Here is a 14261-nt window from a genome sequence, read left to right on the forward strand (position 1 = left end):
CCCATCCGGGCCTGTGCCTGCGACACCGGGCGCATGGGGTACCTGCGCTTTCTCGTCGACAACAGGCTGTTCCTTCTGGCGGGGTTCTTGCTGTGCTTCACCTCGTCCTTTGGGCAGACCTATTTCATTGCGCTCTTCGCGGGCGAGATCAAGCAGGCGTATTCGCTGACCGACGGCGGTTGGGGTGCAACCTATACAATCGGAACAACCCTGTCGGCGATTGCGATGATCTGGGTTGGTGCGCTGACCGACAGGTTCCGGGTCCGGCAGTTGTCTCTGGGCGTGATGATCTTGCTTGCGGTGGCCTGTGTTGCGATGGCCGTTGTCCCCAGCGGGGCACCACTGGTGCTGGTCATTTTTGCCCTCAGATTGATGGGACAGGGCATGATGTCTCAACTGGGCGCGGTCGCCATGTCGCGGTGGTTTGTGGCGGCGCGGGGGCGGGCGATTTCCCTTGCCTCGATGGGTTTTTCTGTCGGGCAGGCGGTGTTGCCGATCATCTTCGTGACCTTGCTGACGCAATTTGACTGGCGTGCCTTATGGTGGATCGCGGCGCTTTGCGTTCTGGCGGTCATTCCGGTCATACAGGTCCTGCTGCGCCGGGAACGCACGCCCCAATCCATGGCTGAGAGCACGCAGAGCCTCGGTATGGCAGGCAAGCACTGGACCCGGACCGAGCTGCTGCGCCATCCGCTGTTCTACATGCTGGTACCGCTGGTTCTGGGGCCGGCCGCCTGGGGCACCGCGTTGTTTTTTCAGCAGGTGCACCTGACAGAGGTGAAAGGCTGGAGCCTCGTGTCCTTTGTCGCGCTTATGCCGATCTACACGATGGTCACCGTCGTTTTCACCTTTGCGACCGGCTGGGCCGTGGATCGCTTTGGGGTGAAGTGGATCGTGCCTTTCCAGATGCTGCCTTTCGGCCTGTCATTTCTGGTTCTGGCCTATGCCGATACAATCTGGATGGCGGGTGTCGGGCTTGTCATCTTTGGAATCGGCCAGGGGATGCAAGGCACCGCCACCGCCGCCTTCTGGGCGGTGTTCTACGGCACCCGCCATCTGGGTGCGATCAAAGCGGCGGCCGCAGCACTGATGGTCTTTGGCTCGGCCATTGGACCGGGGATTACCGGGGCCCTCATTGATCTCGGGATCAATTTTCCCGACCAGATGATCCCCATTGCCGCGTTCTACTTCTGCGGTGCGCTGCTCGCCGGGTTTGGAATCCTGCGGTATCAGCGTGATCTGCCTACCGCCGTCGCCTAAGGTACACATAATACGCACCGCCGCCGCCATGGCTGATGTGCGCCTCGCTCACCTGCAGAACAAGTGACGCCAGCGGCGGGGTGCTGAGCCATTGCGGCACCTGATGGCGCAACACACCAAACCTGACCGGAATAGGGCCGCCCGCGTCGCGGTTTTTGCCTTTGCCGGTGATCACCAGAACCAGACGCTTTCCCGATCCATGCGCATTCAGAACGAACTTGGTCAGGGCAGCATGCGCCCGGTCAAGGGTCATGCCGTGCAGGTCAATCCGGCCCTCCGGTTTCATCTTTCCCCGGGTCATTTTCCCGAAGGCCTTCTGATCCATCTGCACGGGTGATTTCTGCAATTCTGCGGGCAGGGAGGGTACAAGAGTGTACCGGGTTTTGCGCGGCGCGGGTTTGGGGGGGGAAGTGCCATCGAGCCGGCCCAGATCGGCCTTTGGGGCCGTGTCCGTTTTTGGCTTGCCCACAGGCGCATAGGCGGCGGGGTCAAATGTCTCTTGAGCGGTCAGCTTCTCTGTCTTCTCGGTGACTTTCTGCCAAAGTGCAACTTCATCCGGCGACAGCTTGCGCCGCCGCGTCACAAGGCACCTTCGGGCGCCATCGCATAGGCGCGCTGGATCGGCAGCAGGACAATCATGCGACCGGGATCCTTCAGCTTGCCCGCCGCACGCCCGGCCTGATCGCCTGTGCCGAAGAAGATGTCGGCGCGTTGCGCCCCCTTGATTGCCGAGCCTGTATCCTGCGCGATCATCAGGCGTCGCAAAGGCTCCCTGCCATCTTTCTCGATCCAGACCGGAGCCCCAAGCGGCGTGAACCTGGGATCGACCGCGATGGTGCGCATCGGCGTGACCGACCGGTTCATCGCACCAAGCGGCCCCTTGCTGGCTGGCACCTCGCTGACTTCCCGGAAAAAGACGTAAGAGGGGTTGTGGAACAGAAGCTCCTTGCCCGCCGCCGGGTTGCGACGCACCCAGTTCTTGATCACATCCGCACTGACCTGATGGGCCTGGTACGTTCCGCGACGCACCAGTTCCGCCCCGATAGAGCGATAAGGATGCCCGTTTGCACCCGCGTATCCGACCCGCAACTTGCCGCCATCCGGCAGATTGACCCGGCCTGACCCCTGAATTTGCAGAAAAAACAACTCTACCGGATCATCGACCCAGGCGATTTCGAGACCCCGCCCGCTCAGCCGGTTTCCGTCCAGTATCTCGCGGCGCGAGAACCAGGGGGCGGACGCCTTGGCTTCCTGGGGCATGGCGTAAAGTGGAAATCTGTACCGCGCTGACCGTGTCCGCGACCCGTCCAGTTCAGGCTCGAAATACCCGGTGAACAGCATGTCCGCGCCATCTTCGATCAGGACCGGACGAAACAGCAGCTCAAAGAACGAACGTGGTTCTGGATTTGACGTGGCATAGGCGCAGACAGCGCGCCAGTCCGGGTCCGGCATGTCCTGACAGGTGTTCCGAAATGTCTCGAAGGCCTCGGCGTGATCGTCGTCTGCCCATCCCGAAAGATCGTCAAACGACAGCACCTCTATCCTTGTCTCGGCATTGGTCGGATGTGTCATACTGAACATCCCCGCGATCAATGCCAAGACAAGCGCGGGCTTCATGCGTCTGTGGAAACGAGCTGCCAATTCGGATCATCCGAACCCATGTCACGCGCAAAGATCCATGTATCCGTCTGGCGCTTCACTTGTGATGTGCTGCCTTCAATGATCTCGCCCTCGCTGTTGCGCACTGCGGAGGTCAGTTCGGCAACAAAGCGGATGGTAAGCTCAGCCTCGTTCGATGCCTCGTTGAACGTCGCATCCATCAGCTTGAGTTCCCTTACACCGATAAAGCTCGCCTCGATCGTCAGGCCCTGATCCTCACGCGCGGCAACACCATCCACGAAGGATTCGTAAATGTCCTCGGCCAAGAACGGCTGAATGTCCGACAACTCTCCTGTCTCATATCCCATTACGATCATCTCGTAGGCGCCGCGCGCGCCGCCCAGAAACTCGGTGACGTTGAAAGAAGGCTCAACCCGTTTCATCGCCGCAAGCGCCTTGGCCGCGTCGGAATCCTCGTCCACGTGATCCACGATATCGAGGTCAGGCCCGCCTTCGATCACTTCGAATTCGCGGCCGCTGCGGCGGCTGGGTTGCTGGTTGGTGACAGGAGGTTGTTCAAAGCCGTCCCGTGTCCCCAGCACGTTTTTCAGACGGAGAATCAAAAAAACAGCAATGCCAGCAAGCACCAGAAGCTGTATCAGGGGCGAATTCATATGGACCTCATGTCGGGCAAAACGTGGAAACAGGTGTATACTGACCTTATGTAGGTGTCGGACTACGCCAAGTCCACTACAGGCTCCACGAAAGGAAGCATCAAAATGTGGCTATTTATCGCTTTTCTTGCGGTACCACTGATCGAAATCACCCTTTTTATTCAAATCGGTGGCGTGATCGGTCTTGGGTGGACCCTGGTGACGGTCGTGCTGACCGCCATCGCGGGGACATGGCTGGTGCGGAATCAGGGGATTCTCGCGCTCTCCCAGCTTAAGTCTTCTTTCTCCGATCTCAAAGACCCAACCGAACCTCTGGTGCATGGCGCGATGATCCTTTTTTCCGGCGCTTTACTGCTGACACCCGGGTTTTTCACGGATGCGGTCGGCTTTTTGCTGCTGATCCCGGCTTTTCGAACGGCGATGTTCAAAGCAATCCGGTCGCGGATCAAGGTGCAGACCTTTGACGCCCGCCCACATCATCCGCGCCACCGCAACCCGGACGGGGACATCATCGATGGCGAGTACTCCGAGGTCCCGCCGAATTATGACCAGATCAAGCGCCCATCCGGATGGACCGACCATTGAGAACCGCAGACCAAGCTGCTAAGGCTCGCCCGATTTATTTTGCACTGTAGGAGTGACCCATGGCCGAAGCCGAAGCACAACAACAAGGGCCGCAGATGCGTGTTCTTGGGCAATTCATTCGTGACATGTCTTTCGAGAACATCATGGCGCAAAAAGGCGCCCCCGCTGACGTGACCCCGGATGTCCAGGTTCAGGTCAATCTGGACGCCAAAAAGCGCAGCGCGGATAACCAGTACGAGACATCCATCAAGCTGAACGTGACATCGAAAGCCAAGGATGGCGACGCGACATTGTTCGTTCTGGAAATTGATTACGCCGGTATTTTCCATGTGGAAAACGTGCCCGAAGACCAGCTGCATCCCTTCTTGTTGATTGAATGCCCACGAATGATCTTCCCGTTTCTGCGCCGGATCGTCAGCGATGTGACGCGTGACGGCGGGTTCCCGCCGCTGAACCTTGAAAACATCGATTTCCTGTCGCTCTACCGGAACGAGCTGGCCCGTCGTCAGGCGGAAGATGCGCCCAAAATGGACGCCTGACCGTCAGGATTTCAACCAAAGCGCCCCGTCGCCCAGTTTCGCTACAAATTCCGAATGGGCGGCGGCTTCCTTCTCGGTGATCCGGGGCGCCAATGGGGTCGGACGCGGGCGCGGTGTCCAGTCTTGCGATCCCTGACCCGCTCTGTGCTGCGCTGTCGTCGACAGGCCGAAATCCGGCTGACGCCCGCCAATCAGTTCCAGATACACCTCGGCCAGAATTTCACTGTCCAGCAACGCGCCGTGCAACGTGCGCGACGAATTGTCGATGTTGAACCGACGGCAGAGCGCATCCAGAGACGCCGGTGACCCGGGAAACCGCTTGCGCGCGATTTCCAGTGTATCGATTGCCTGCTCCCACGGGATTTGCGGCAGACCCATCCACCGCAGTTCCGCGTTGAGAAACTTGATGTCAAACGCCGCGTTGTGGATCACCAGATTGGCATCGCCGATGAAATCAAGAAAGGCCTGACCCACCTGGGCAAACTTCGGCTTGTCGCGCAGAAAATCATCCCCCAACCCATGGACCTGAAAGGCTTCTTCGGGCATCGCGCGTTCGGGGTTGATGTATTGATGGTAGGTTTTGCCGGTGGCCATGTGACCCATCAGTTCAACTGCACCGATCTCGACAATCCGGTCGCCTTTTTCGGGGTCGAATCCAGTGGTTTCTGTGTCGAGGACAACTTCACGCATCGCGCAATCTCTTTCTGATCTGCTCGACGATATTCTGAACCTGTACGCGGGCATGTTCAACCGTGTCCGTCTCGATAACGAAATCTGACCGGGCGCATTTTTCCACGTTGGGCAGCTGCTTTTCGCGAATTTTCAGGAAGGTTTCGCGGGTCATTGTTCCGCGCTCCAGGACACGTCTTTCCTGCTCATCCGGCGGAATGGAGACGCATGCCACGGCGTCCATGCCGGTTTCGCCGCCGGTTTCGAACAGCAAGGGGATATCCAGAACCGCAATATCCGCAACAGGCGTGCGAAGAAACCGAGCCCGGTCTTCTGCAACAAGCGGATGCACAATTGCCTCCACTTGTCTGAGCGCTTGGGGGTCAGTCGAAATGCGCGCTCGCAGCGCATCCCGGGACACCGCACCGTCGATGATGACCTTCGGGAAAAGCTCGGCAATCGGCGCAACTGCTGCACCACCCTTGGCATAGAGCCGATGCACGGCTTCATCCGCATCCCAGAGCGCGCAGCCTTCATCAACGAACATCCGGGCGGTTGTCGATTTGCCCATCCCGATGGATCCGGTCAGACCAAGCCTGAACACTACCGCAATACCGCCGCGCGCGCTTCCCGGTCGACCTCCGGACGTGGACCAAACCAGCGTTCAAAGCCCGGGACCGCCTGATGCAGCAACATGCCCAGGCCGTCCACTGTGACGCAGCCCTTTTCATCGGCCGTTTCAATCAGCCGGGTCTTCAACGGTGTATACACCAGATCCGTCACAACGGTTTCTTTTCGCAACCCGTCGAGAGGCACCCGCATTTCCGGTTTCCCCACCATTCCGAGCGAGGACGTATTGACGACGAGGCTTGCTTCTTCGAGCATATTTCCCGCCTGCACCCAATCAATCACGGTAATGCGGTTGCCAAAATCGGATTGTAGTTTTTCTGCCCGCACGCGCGTTCGGTTGGAAAGCAGGATTTCAGGCACCCCCGCTTCAAGCAGGGATGCGATCACAGCGCGGGAGGCGCCTCCCGCGCCGAGGATTGCCGCGGCGCCTTGTGTAGGGTTCCATTTCGGCGCACCGGCTTTCAGATTTTCAAGAAAACCGTAACCATCTGTATTATCTGCATGAATCTTCCCATCTTTGCGAAAGATCAGCGTATTCGCCGCACCGATCAGCGTGGCCCTATCAGTAACCAGATCGGCAATTTCCAAAACCGCTTCTTTGTGAGGGATGGTGATGTTGACACCAACAAATCCGGCCTTCGGCAGGGTGATCAGGACGTCCCGCAAATCTCGGGCCGCCACATCCATGGGAATGTAAAACCCGCGCACGCCGTACTTGCTCAGCCAGTGACGATGCAGTTGAGGCGATTTGGAATGCGAAATCGGCGATCCGATCACCCCGGCGAGAGGAATGCTGGAAGGCGCTTGTGTGTCGGTCATGTCTCTAGGTCTCCGCGCAGCGTCAGGTAGGATAACAGCTCAAGCAAAGGCAAGCCGAGGACGTTGAAATAGTCGCCCTCGATACCGGTAAAGAGGCGCACACCTTCTTCTTCCAGTTTGTAGGCGCCCACCGCATGACGAATACTCTCCCAGTTTCGGGCGACATATCCTTCGATGTAGTCATCGGACGCTGCCCGCATCCTCAATCGGACGGTGCCGACATGTCGCCAGATCGGTCGACCCGCTTCGCAGATCACGGCTGCGGACAACAGCATATGGCGGTCATTGCGCAGCGCCCGCAGTTGATCAACTGCCTCATCTTTTGTTTGCGGCTTGGACAGAAGCTGCCCCTTGTAATCCAGCACCTGATCACACCCCAGGACAAGCGCATGCGGGTTTTTTTCGCTGATCTTCCTTGCCTTCAGCTCCGCCAGGGCGTCGGCGATATTGCGCGGTGGCTCTGCTTCTGCCAGCATGGCGTCACGCACCATTTCTTCGTCCACGCGGGCCGGCACAACCGTGAAATCAACTGCTGCCTGACCCAAGAGCTGCGCTCTGATGTCCGAGGTGGAGGCGAGGATGAAAGGCTGGGTCATGTGGATAAGCCTGTGTGCGGCGTTAAGATATTCTTAATATGTTCTTCTGAGCAAAAGAACGGTTTGACGCAAGAGGCTCGGTTGATGGGGGTAACACCTCTGAACACAAAAACGACACCACTGCGCATAATAACAACTGCGAACCTGTGCATAAGAAAATGGTGTTGGAATTACCCACAGGGTTATACCTGACATCCGTATAGAAGGCTAGTTTTAAGTAATTGTAATAATTATATTTTTTATGATATTTTGGTTATCCTGAAAAAGGATGGCCGGGGTTTTCCATCGGTAGAAATCATGGGAGAAAACCATAATCCACAGAAGTTCGGATCCCTACATAATCATCATCCTTTTATCTTTCTTTATTAATTAATATGAGAGGCGAACGGATCGGAGAATTTCATGTCGGACTTTCTTGCCCTCGCCTACCCGTGGATCAAGTCCTTTCACATCATGGCGGTGATTGCATGGATGGCCGGGTTGTTCTACATGCCGCGGCTTTTCGTTTATCACGCGGAACAGGTGGGGCAGACGGGTGACACGCACAGGCTGTTTCAAACCATGGAAGTCAAACTGCTGCGCGTCATTATGAACCCGGCAATGATCGCGACATGGGTTTTTGGGTTGTGCCTGGTTTTCACTCCGGGTGTCGTGGACTGGTCCGACATCTGGCCATGGACCAAGGCGATCGGTGTCTCGGCCATGACCGTCTTTCATCATTGGCTTGGAAGGCGTCGCAGGGATTTTGCGAACGGCGCGAATGTTCTGACCGGTCGGCAGTATCGCATGATGAACGAGGTTCCGACCGTCTTGATGGTGCTGATCGTGCTGTCGGTCGTGGTCCGCTTCTGAACGATTTGACTCGCGCCGGGCGCGCGCTTATGTAGAAAGCACCACCCCGTCCGGGGATGGCGCAGACCTACAATTTCCAAATCACTCCAGTCGGCAGCTTTGCTCCGGCTGCTTACGGGTATTTTCATGACATCTGACGTGACCGACACCAAACCTGTTCCAGACACGCTGGAAACGCTGAACCTTGCCGATCTGAAGCGCAAAAGCCCCAAAGACCTTTTGTCCATGGCCGAGGATCTCGAAATCGAGAACGCGTCGACGATGCGCAAGGGCGAGATGATGTTCCAGATTCTGCGTGAACGCGCGGATGAAGGCTGGGAAATCTCCGGGGATGGCGTGCTCGAAGTGCTGCAGGACGGGTTCGGATTCCTCCGCTCGCCGGAGGCGAACTACCTTCCCGGCCCGGATGATATTTATGTGTCGCCCGAGATGATCCGTAAATACTCGCTGCGCACGGGCGATACGATCGAGGGGGTGATCAAGGCACCGGACGATAATGAACGCTACTTCGCGCTGTTGGATGTCACTCAAATCAACTTTGAAGAGCCCGAGAAAGCCCGTCACAAAGTGGCGTTCGAGAACCTGACACCGCTTTACCCGGATGAGCGCCTGACCATGGAAGTTGATGACCCAACGGTTAAGGATCGCTCGTCGCGCATCATTGACCTGGTCGCACCCATCGGGAAGGGGCAGCGCTCGCTGATCGTGGCACCGCCGAGAACCGGTAAGACCGTGCTGCTGCAAAACATCGCGAACTCGATCGAAAAGAACCATCCGGAATGTTACCTCATCGTTTTGTTGATCGATGAACGCCCCGAAGAGGTGACGGACATGCAGCGCTCGGTGAAGGGTGAGGTCGTGTCCTCGACCTTTGACGAACCGGCCACACGTCACGTGGCGGTGTCGGATATGGTGATTGAAAAGGCCAAGCGGCTCGTTGAGCACAAGCGCGACGTGGTGATCCTGCTCGATTCGATCACACGACTTGGACGCGCCTTCAACACGGTTGTCCCATCGTCGGGCAAGGTTCTGACCGGTGGTGTCGATGCAAACGCCCTGCAGCGCCCAAAACGGTTCTTTGGCGCCGCGCGGAATATCGAGGAAGGCGGGTCGCTGACCATCATCGCGACAGCACTGATTGATACCGGCAGCCGGATGGATGAAGTCATCTTCGAAGAGTTCAAGGGTACCGGTAACTCCGAGATCGTGCTGGATCGCAAGATCGCGGACAAACGTGTTTTCCCGGCAATGGATATTCTCAAGTCCGGAACGCGCAAAGAGGATCTGTTGGTCGATAAGGTGGATCTGCAGAAAACCTTTGTCCTGCGCCGTATTCTCAACCCGATGGGCACCACGGATGCGATCGAATTCCTGATCTCCAAGCTGAAACAGACCAAGACCAATTCGGACTTCTTCGATTCCATGAATACGTAACTTATTGTTTTAAAACAGTGAGTTAGATTTATGAATACGATTTTTGCTCTGGCGTCTGCTCAGGGGCGCGCGGGGGTATCCGTTATCCGGATTTCGGGGCCGGATGCTTGGGATGTTGCACGGGGTCTTTCCAGTGAACTGCCCTTGGCCCGGCACTCTGCGACCCGCAAGCTGACGGATCAGGCGGGCGCGGTGCTGGACCATGCGCTGGTGTTGAGCTTTCAGGCGCCACATAGCTTTACCGGCGAAGACGTCGTTGAGTTTCATGTTCATGGCAGCGTTTCGGTTGTTCAGGCGGTGTTGGCGGAATTGTCCGCCAGCCCGGTTGCGCGCATGGCGGAGCCCGGAGAATTCACCCGCAGAGCGATGGAGAACGGCAAGCTGGATCTGGCGCAGGTCGAAGGCCTGGCGGATCTCATCGATGCGGAAACCGAGGCACAGCGCAAGCAAGCCGTGCGGGTTTTTTCCGGCGTACTGGGGGAGCGCGTGGAGACCTGGCGGCGCAAGCTGATCCGCGCCGCGGCTCTGCTTGAAGCGACGATTGATTTCGCTGATGAGGATGTGCCGGTTGACGTCGGTCCGGAGGTGATCGCGCTGACCGATGACGTGCGGGGGGAGTTACAAAATGAAATTGATGGGTCCTACGTGGCCGAGCGCATCCGCAGCGGTTTCGAAGTTGCCTTGGTCGGCCCCCCAAATGCCGGGAAATCCACCTTGCTCAATCGGCTTGCGGGCAGGGACGCTGCGATCACGTCGGAAATTGCAGGAACGACCCGGGATGTGATCGAGGTGCGTATGGATCTGGGTGGATTGCCGGTCACATTCCTCGACACAGCGGGGTTACGCGACAGCGACGACGAGATCGAAACCATCGGTGTGTCGCGCGCAATGCAACGCGCAGCGGCCGCTGACTTGCGCGTCTTTCTGGCCGAAGATGACAGCAGTTTGCTGCTGAAGCCCTCCGGCATGGATATCGTGTTGCGTCCCAAAGCTGATCTTGCAGATGATCCCGCCGCCGGGATTTCAGGAAAAACGGGGCAGGGCGTGCCAGAGCTGATTGCCGAAATACAGGGAATTCTGGCGGAGAGGTCAACATCGGCCGGGATCGCAACGCATGAGCGCCACAGGGTCGCGATGGAACGGGCGCTGGCTGGTCTTGAGGCGGCTGGCGCAATCATTGTTCAGGGGCCGGACCTCTATGATATAGCGGCAGAGGAATTGCGCAGCGCGATTCGAGCTTTGGAAGCGGTGGTCGGCCGCATTGACGTTGAAAACCTGCTGGACGAGATATTCGCCAGCTTCTGTCTGGGGAAGTAATGGAGTGTTTCACGTGAAACATTTTGATGTTGTGGTGATCGGCGGTGGTCATGCGGGCACCGAGGCGGCCCACGCTGCCGCGCGGCTCGGTGCCCAAACGGCCCTGGTTACAATGTCAGAAACCGGGATTGGCGTGATGTCGTGCAATCCAGCTATCGGAGGGCTCGGGAAAGGGCATCTTGTACGGGAGATCGACGCGCTGGATGGTGTGATGGGATGTGTCGCTGACAAGGCTGGCATCCAGTTCCGGTTGTTGAACCGGCGTAAAGGGCCAGCTGTTCAGGGACCCCGCGCGCAGGCTGATCGCGACATTTACCGGAGCGAGATGCTTAAGGAGACCAGGAACCAACCCGACTTGTCGATTGTGGTTGGGGAGGTGATTGATTTCCTGTTGGAAAAGGGGCGGATATGTGGGGTTTTGCTGCATGATGGCTCGGAAATCCGCGCGACATCGGTCGTATTGACCACCGGAACCTTTCTGCGGGGGGTAATCCATATTGGTGACGTGTCGCGCTCCGGTGGCAGGATGGGCGACAAGGCGTCAGTAAAGCTGGCAGAACGCATCGACTCGTTTGAGTTGCCACTGGGCCGTTTGAAAACGGGTACGCCGCCGCGGCTGGATGGTAGAACAATTCGCTGGGAGGTGTTGGAAAATCAGCCGGGTGATGATGATCCGACCATGTTCTCATTCCTCTCAACGGGAGTGTCAGCGCGCCAGATATCCTGCGGGATCACGCACACAAACACCAGAACGCATGATATTATTCGGGAAAACCTTTCCAGATCAGCGATGTACGGGGGTCACATTGATGGAATTGGCCCGCGCTACTGTCCGTCGATCGAAGATAAAATCGTGCGCTTCTCCGACAAGGAATCGCACCAGATCTTTCTGGAACCAGAGGGCCTGACAACAAATACGGTCTATCCCAACGGGATCTCAACCTCTCTGCCCGAAGAGGTCCAGCAAGACTATGTTCACTCGATTTTCGGTCTGGAACAGGCGGTCATTCTACAGCCCGGATATGCGATTGAGTACGATTACGTCGACCCACGGGCCCTGGACGCCGATCTTGGGGTGTCGAAAGTTCCCGGATTGTATCTTGCGGGCCAGATCAACGGAACAACGGGCTACGAGGAGGCGGCAGCGCAAGGCATGGTAGCCGGGCTGAATGCTGCGCTCAAGGCTCAGGGAAATGACCCCCTGCATTTCTCGCGATCACAGAGCTATATCGGTGTGATGATTGACGATTTGACGATTCGGGGGGTCAGCGAGCCCTACCGGATGTTCACCTCGCGTGCGGAATTTCGGCTGTCCCTGCGCGCCGACAATGCTGATCAGCGGCTGACACCTGTCGGCATGGTGATTGGTTGCGTGGGAGAGGCCCGCGCTGCGCAATTCTCCGAAAAAGTGGAGAAGCTTGAGCAAGCACGCGAAATGCTGGATGCATCCTCTTTCACGCCGTCGCAGGTGGCAGATGTAGGTATCAGGATCAATCAGGACGGCGCCCGGCGCACGGCGATGCAACTGCTCGCGTTTCCCGATGTGACCTTCTGCGAAGTGGAGAGTTTGGATGCCGGGTTTTCCACGATCCCGCCTGATATCAAACGTCAGATGGAGCGCGAGGCGCTGTACGCCAATTACATCCAGCGGCAGCAGCGTGACATTGACATGCTGAAGAAAGATGAAGCGCAGGTTATTCCGGCTGATTTTGACTACGATGCCTTGAACGGGCTGTCGAATGAACTGAAATCAAAGCTGGTGGCCACCCGTCCTTCCACTTTGGCGCAGGTTGGTCGCATCGACGGGATGACGCCAGCAGCCTTAACGCTGATCCTTGCAAAACTGCGTCAAAGAAAAAGAAGGCAATCCGCCTGATGATGTCAGAATGCGATGTTTCACGTGAAACATTGGAGAAACTCCAGACCTACCACGATCTCATACACAAATGGAATCCAACGATTAATTTGGTCTCCAGGGCAAGCCTGGCCGAAATCTGGGAGCGCCATATCTGGGATTCGGCGCAGATTTATGATGTGGCTGGCAACGCAGACCATTGGGCGGATATCGGCAGCGGCGGTGGATTGCCCGGCATTGTGGTCGCCATTCTGGCCTGTGAAAAACATCTGGGTCGCCATGTCACCCTGATTGAAAGCGATAGACGAAAGGCCACCTTCCTGCGGACAGTAATTCGCGAGGTTGGTTTGAACGCCTCCGTCATCGTGTCGCGCATCGAAGACGTGCCGCCGCTTGATGCGGACGTACTGTCCGCACGCGCGCTGGCAGATCTGCCCATTCTTCTGGGTTTTGCGGATCGGCACGTAAAGGCTGGCGGCAAATCACTCTTCTTCAAAGGGCAAACCTGGGAAAAAGAGGTCGCGGATGCACGTGAGTCGTGGTCTTTTGATTTGCTAGCGCATAAAAGTAAAACAAACCCGCAGGCCGCCATTCTTGAGGTGAAGGATATCCGACGTGACTGACTTGTCCCGCCCCGCCGGACCGAAAATTATCGCGGTTGCAAACCAGAAGGGCGGCGTCGGTAAGACGACCACAACAATCAATCTGGCAGCTGCCTTGGCGGAAGCGGGCAAACGGGTTCTTGTCGTGGATCTTGATCCGCAGGGAAATGCGTCCACAGGTCTGGGGATCGAGATGGAGGATCGGGAATTCACCACCTACGAGCTGCTACTGGAGGATATCGACCTGAAATCGGTCGTCCTGCCGTCGGTGACGCCCGGATTGATGATCATCCCCGCCACGGTCGATCTGAGCTCGGCGGATATCGAGCTGATTTCAAACGAAAAACGCAGCTTCCTGTTGCATGATGCGCTGCGTCAGACGGCAATGGACGATTTCGCGCTCGATTACATCCTGATTGATTGCCCACCGTCGCTTAATCTGCTGACCGTGAATGCGATGATTGCATCGCACTCGGTGCTCGTCCCGCTGCAAAGTGAGTTCTTTGCCCTAGAAGGGTTGTCACAGCTTATGCTGACGATCCGCGAAGTGCGACAGAGTGGGAATAAGGACTTGCGCATCGAAGGTATTGTGTTGACCATGTATGACCAACGCAACAACTTGTCTTTGCAAGTCGAACAGGATGCACGGGACAATCTGGGAGAGTTGGTTTTCGATACCCGAATTCCGCGGAATGTGAGGGTCAGCGAGGCACCCTCTTTCGCAATGCCGGTTCTGACCTACGATACCGCATCCAAGGGCGCGCAGGCGTATCGGTTGCTGGCACGCGAAGTACTGAGCAGAAACAGCGTAAAAGTCGCATAAGGGGGCA

Annotated in this window: 16 protein-coding genes; 9 read left to right on the top strand and 7 right to left on the bottom strand. The window is 57.3% G+C overall.

Translation table 11 applies throughout. The annotated features are described in order from the left end of the window. The first annotated feature begins 33 nt into the window (after nt 1-33). Nucleotides 34-1260, top strand: coding sequence for an MFS transporter (locus tag KX928_RS02795; protein ID WP_219498619.1), 1227 nt, complete (start codon nt 34-36; stop codon nt 1258-1260). Here KX928_RS02795 and KX928_RS02800 read toward each other — a convergent pair. Genes KX928_RS02800 through KX928_RS02810 form a run of 3 tightly spaced genes read right to left on the bottom strand, consistent with a single transcriptional unit; the run spans nt 1244 to nt 3533 of the window. After that, a complete protein-coding gene (locus tag KX928_RS02800) occupies nt 1244-1843 on the bottom strand; it encodes a Smr/MutS family protein (RefSeq protein WP_219498623.1) in 600 nt (199 codons plus the stop codon). The two genes, KX928_RS02795 and KX928_RS02800, sit on opposite strands and share 17 nt — an antisense overlap. After that, nucleotides 1840-2877, bottom strand: a complete 1038-nt coding sequence (gene mltA / locus KX928_RS02805; RefSeq protein WP_505561403.1) for a murein transglycosylase A — start codon at nt 2875-2877, stop codon at nt 1840-1842. Before mltA ends, KX928_RS02800 begins: the two co-directional genes overlap by 4 nt. Next, complete coding sequence (locus KX928_RS02810; protein WP_219498628.1) at nt 2874-3533, bottom strand: Tim44/TimA family putative adaptor protein; 660 nt, start codon at nt 3531-3533, stop codon at nt 2874-2876. The genes mltA and KX928_RS02810 overlap by 4 nt, the downstream gene beginning before the upstream one ends. Nucleotides 3534-3638: 105 nt before the next feature. On the opposite strand from KX928_RS02810, the gene KX928_RS02815 reads away from it, so the two are divergent. Beyond that, the gene (locus tag KX928_RS02815; protein ID WP_219498631.1) at nt 3639-4118 is read left to right on the top strand and encodes an FxsA family protein; all 480 of its coding nucleotides are present in this window, start codon (nt 3639-3641) and stop codon (nt 4116-4118) included. Between the two features lie 59 nt (nt 4119-4177). Then, entirely contained in the window at nt 4178-4657 is a 480-nt protein-coding gene (secB, locus tag KX928_RS02820; protein WP_219498632.1) for a protein-export chaperone SecB, read from the top strand. 3 nt (nt 4658-4660) lie between these two features. On the opposite strand, the gene dnaQ is transcribed toward secB, so the two are convergent. The 4 genes from dnaQ to KX928_RS02840 are packed head-to-tail and all read right to left on the bottom strand — an operon-like array spanning nt 4661 to nt 7371. Then, nucleotides 4661-5347: a DNA polymerase III subunit epsilon gene (gene dnaQ, locus KX928_RS02825; RefSeq protein WP_219498634.1), complete on the bottom strand. Its 687-nt coding sequence runs from the start codon at nt 5345-5347 to the stop codon at nt 4661-4663. Continuing rightward, entirely contained in the window at nt 5340-5930 is a 591-nt protein-coding gene (gene coaE / locus KX928_RS02830; protein ID WP_219498636.1) for a dephospho-CoA kinase, read from the bottom strand. Before coaE ends, dnaQ begins: the two co-directional genes overlap by 8 nt. Continuing rightward, nucleotides 5930-6775, bottom strand: a complete 846-nt coding sequence (locus tag KX928_RS02835; protein WP_219498639.1) for a shikimate dehydrogenase — start codon at nt 6773-6775, stop codon at nt 5930-5932. Before KX928_RS02835 ends, coaE begins: the two co-directional genes overlap by 1 nt. Then, nucleotides 6772-7371, bottom strand: coding sequence for a Maf family protein (locus tag KX928_RS02840; protein WP_219498643.1), 600 nt, complete (start codon nt 7369-7371; stop codon nt 6772-6774). The genes KX928_RS02835 and KX928_RS02840 overlap by 4 nt, the downstream gene beginning before the upstream one ends. Before the next feature lie 402 nt (nt 7372-7773). On the opposite strand from KX928_RS02840, the gene hemJ reads away from it, so the two are divergent. From hemJ to KX928_RS02870, 6 genes are all read left to right on the top strand, one after another. After that, nucleotides 7774-8223: a protoporphyrinogen oxidase HemJ gene (gene hemJ, locus KX928_RS02845; protein ID WP_219498647.1), complete on the top strand. Its 450-nt coding sequence runs from the start codon at nt 7774-7776 to the stop codon at nt 8221-8223. Nucleotides 8224-8349: 126 nt separating this feature from the next. Beyond that, nucleotides 8350-9657 (top strand): transcription termination factor Rho, encoded by a 1308-nt coding sequence (rho, locus tag KX928_RS02850; protein ID WP_219498650.1) that lies wholly within the window; start codon nt 8350-8352, stop codon nt 9655-9657. 30 nt (nt 9658-9687) lie between these two features. After that, nucleotides 9688-10974 (top strand): tRNA uridine-5-carboxymethylaminomethyl(34) synthesis GTPase MnmE, encoded by a 1287-nt coding sequence (gene mnmE / locus KX928_RS02855; protein ID WP_219498653.1) that lies wholly within the window; start codon nt 9688-9690, stop codon nt 10972-10974. 4 nt (nt 10975-10978) lie between these two features. Beyond that, nucleotides 10979-12850, top strand: a complete 1872-nt coding sequence (gene mnmG, locus KX928_RS02860; protein ID WP_308342103.1) for a tRNA uridine-5-carboxymethylaminomethyl(34) synthesis enzyme MnmG — start codon at nt 10979-10981, stop codon at nt 12848-12850. A 2-nt stretch (nt 12851-12852) separates the two neighbouring features. Beyond that, nucleotides 12853-13452, top strand: a complete 600-nt coding sequence (rsmG, locus tag KX928_RS02865) for a 16S rRNA (guanine(527)-N(7))-methyltransferase RsmG (RefSeq protein ID WP_373274787.1) — start codon at nt 12853-12855, stop codon at nt 13450-13452. Further along, nucleotides 13445-14254 (top strand): ParA family protein, encoded by an 810-nt coding sequence (locus KX928_RS02870; RefSeq protein ID WP_219498659.1) that lies wholly within the window; start codon nt 13445-13447, stop codon nt 14252-14254. The genes rsmG and KX928_RS02870 overlap by 8 nt, the downstream gene beginning before the upstream one ends. The last annotated feature ends 7 nt before the right edge of the window (nt 14255-14261 follow it).

It is taken from the genome of Roseobacter insulae, assembly GCF_019375555.1.
Taxonomy (GTDB): Bacteria; Pseudomonadota; Alphaproteobacteria; order Rhodobacterales; family Rhodobacteraceae; genus Roseobacter; species Roseobacter insulae.

Coding starts and splice junctions, on each gene's coding strand:
- mltA (WP_505561403.1), bottom strand. CDS start 2,877: ATGAAGCCCGCGCTTGTCTTGGCATTGATCGCGGGGATGTTCAGTATG.
- rsmG (WP_373274787.1), top strand. CDS start 12,853: ATGTCAGAATGCGATGTTTCACGTGAAACATTGGAGAAACTCCAGACC.
- KX928_RS02835 (WP_219498639.1), bottom strand. CDS start 6,775: ATGACCGACACACAAGCGCCTTCCAGCATTCCTCTCGCCGGGGTGATC.
- KX928_RS02815 (WP_219498631.1), top strand. CDS start 3,639: ATGTGGCTATTTATCGCTTTTCTTGCGGTACCACTGATCGAAATCACC.
- mnmE (WP_219498653.1), top strand. CDS start 9,688: ATGAATACGATTTTTGCTCTGGCGTCTGCTCAGGGGCGCGCGGGGGTA.
- KX928_RS02810 (WP_219498628.1), bottom strand. CDS start 3,533: ATGAATTCGCCCCTGATACAGCTTCTGGTGCTTGCTGGCATTGCTGTT.
- rho (WP_219498650.1), top strand. CDS start 8,350: ATGACATCTGACGTGACCGACACCAAACCTGTTCCAGACACGCTGGAA.
- dnaQ (WP_219498634.1), bottom strand. CDS start 5,347: ATGCGTGAAGTTGTCCTCGACACAGAAACCACTGGATTCGACCCCGAA.
- KX928_RS02795 (WP_219498619.1), top strand. CDS start 34: ATGGGGTACCTGCGCTTTCTCGTCGACAACAGGCTGTTCCTTCTGGCG.
- KX928_RS02840 (WP_219498643.1), bottom strand. CDS start 7,371: ATGACCCAGCCTTTCATCCTCGCCTCCACCTCGGACATCAGAGCGCAG.
- hemJ (WP_219498647.1), top strand. CDS start 7,774: ATGTCGGACTTTCTTGCCCTCGCCTACCCGTGGATCAAGTCCTTTCAC.
- secB (WP_219498632.1), top strand. CDS start 4,178: ATGGCCGAAGCCGAAGCACAACAACAAGGGCCGCAGATGCGTGTTCTT.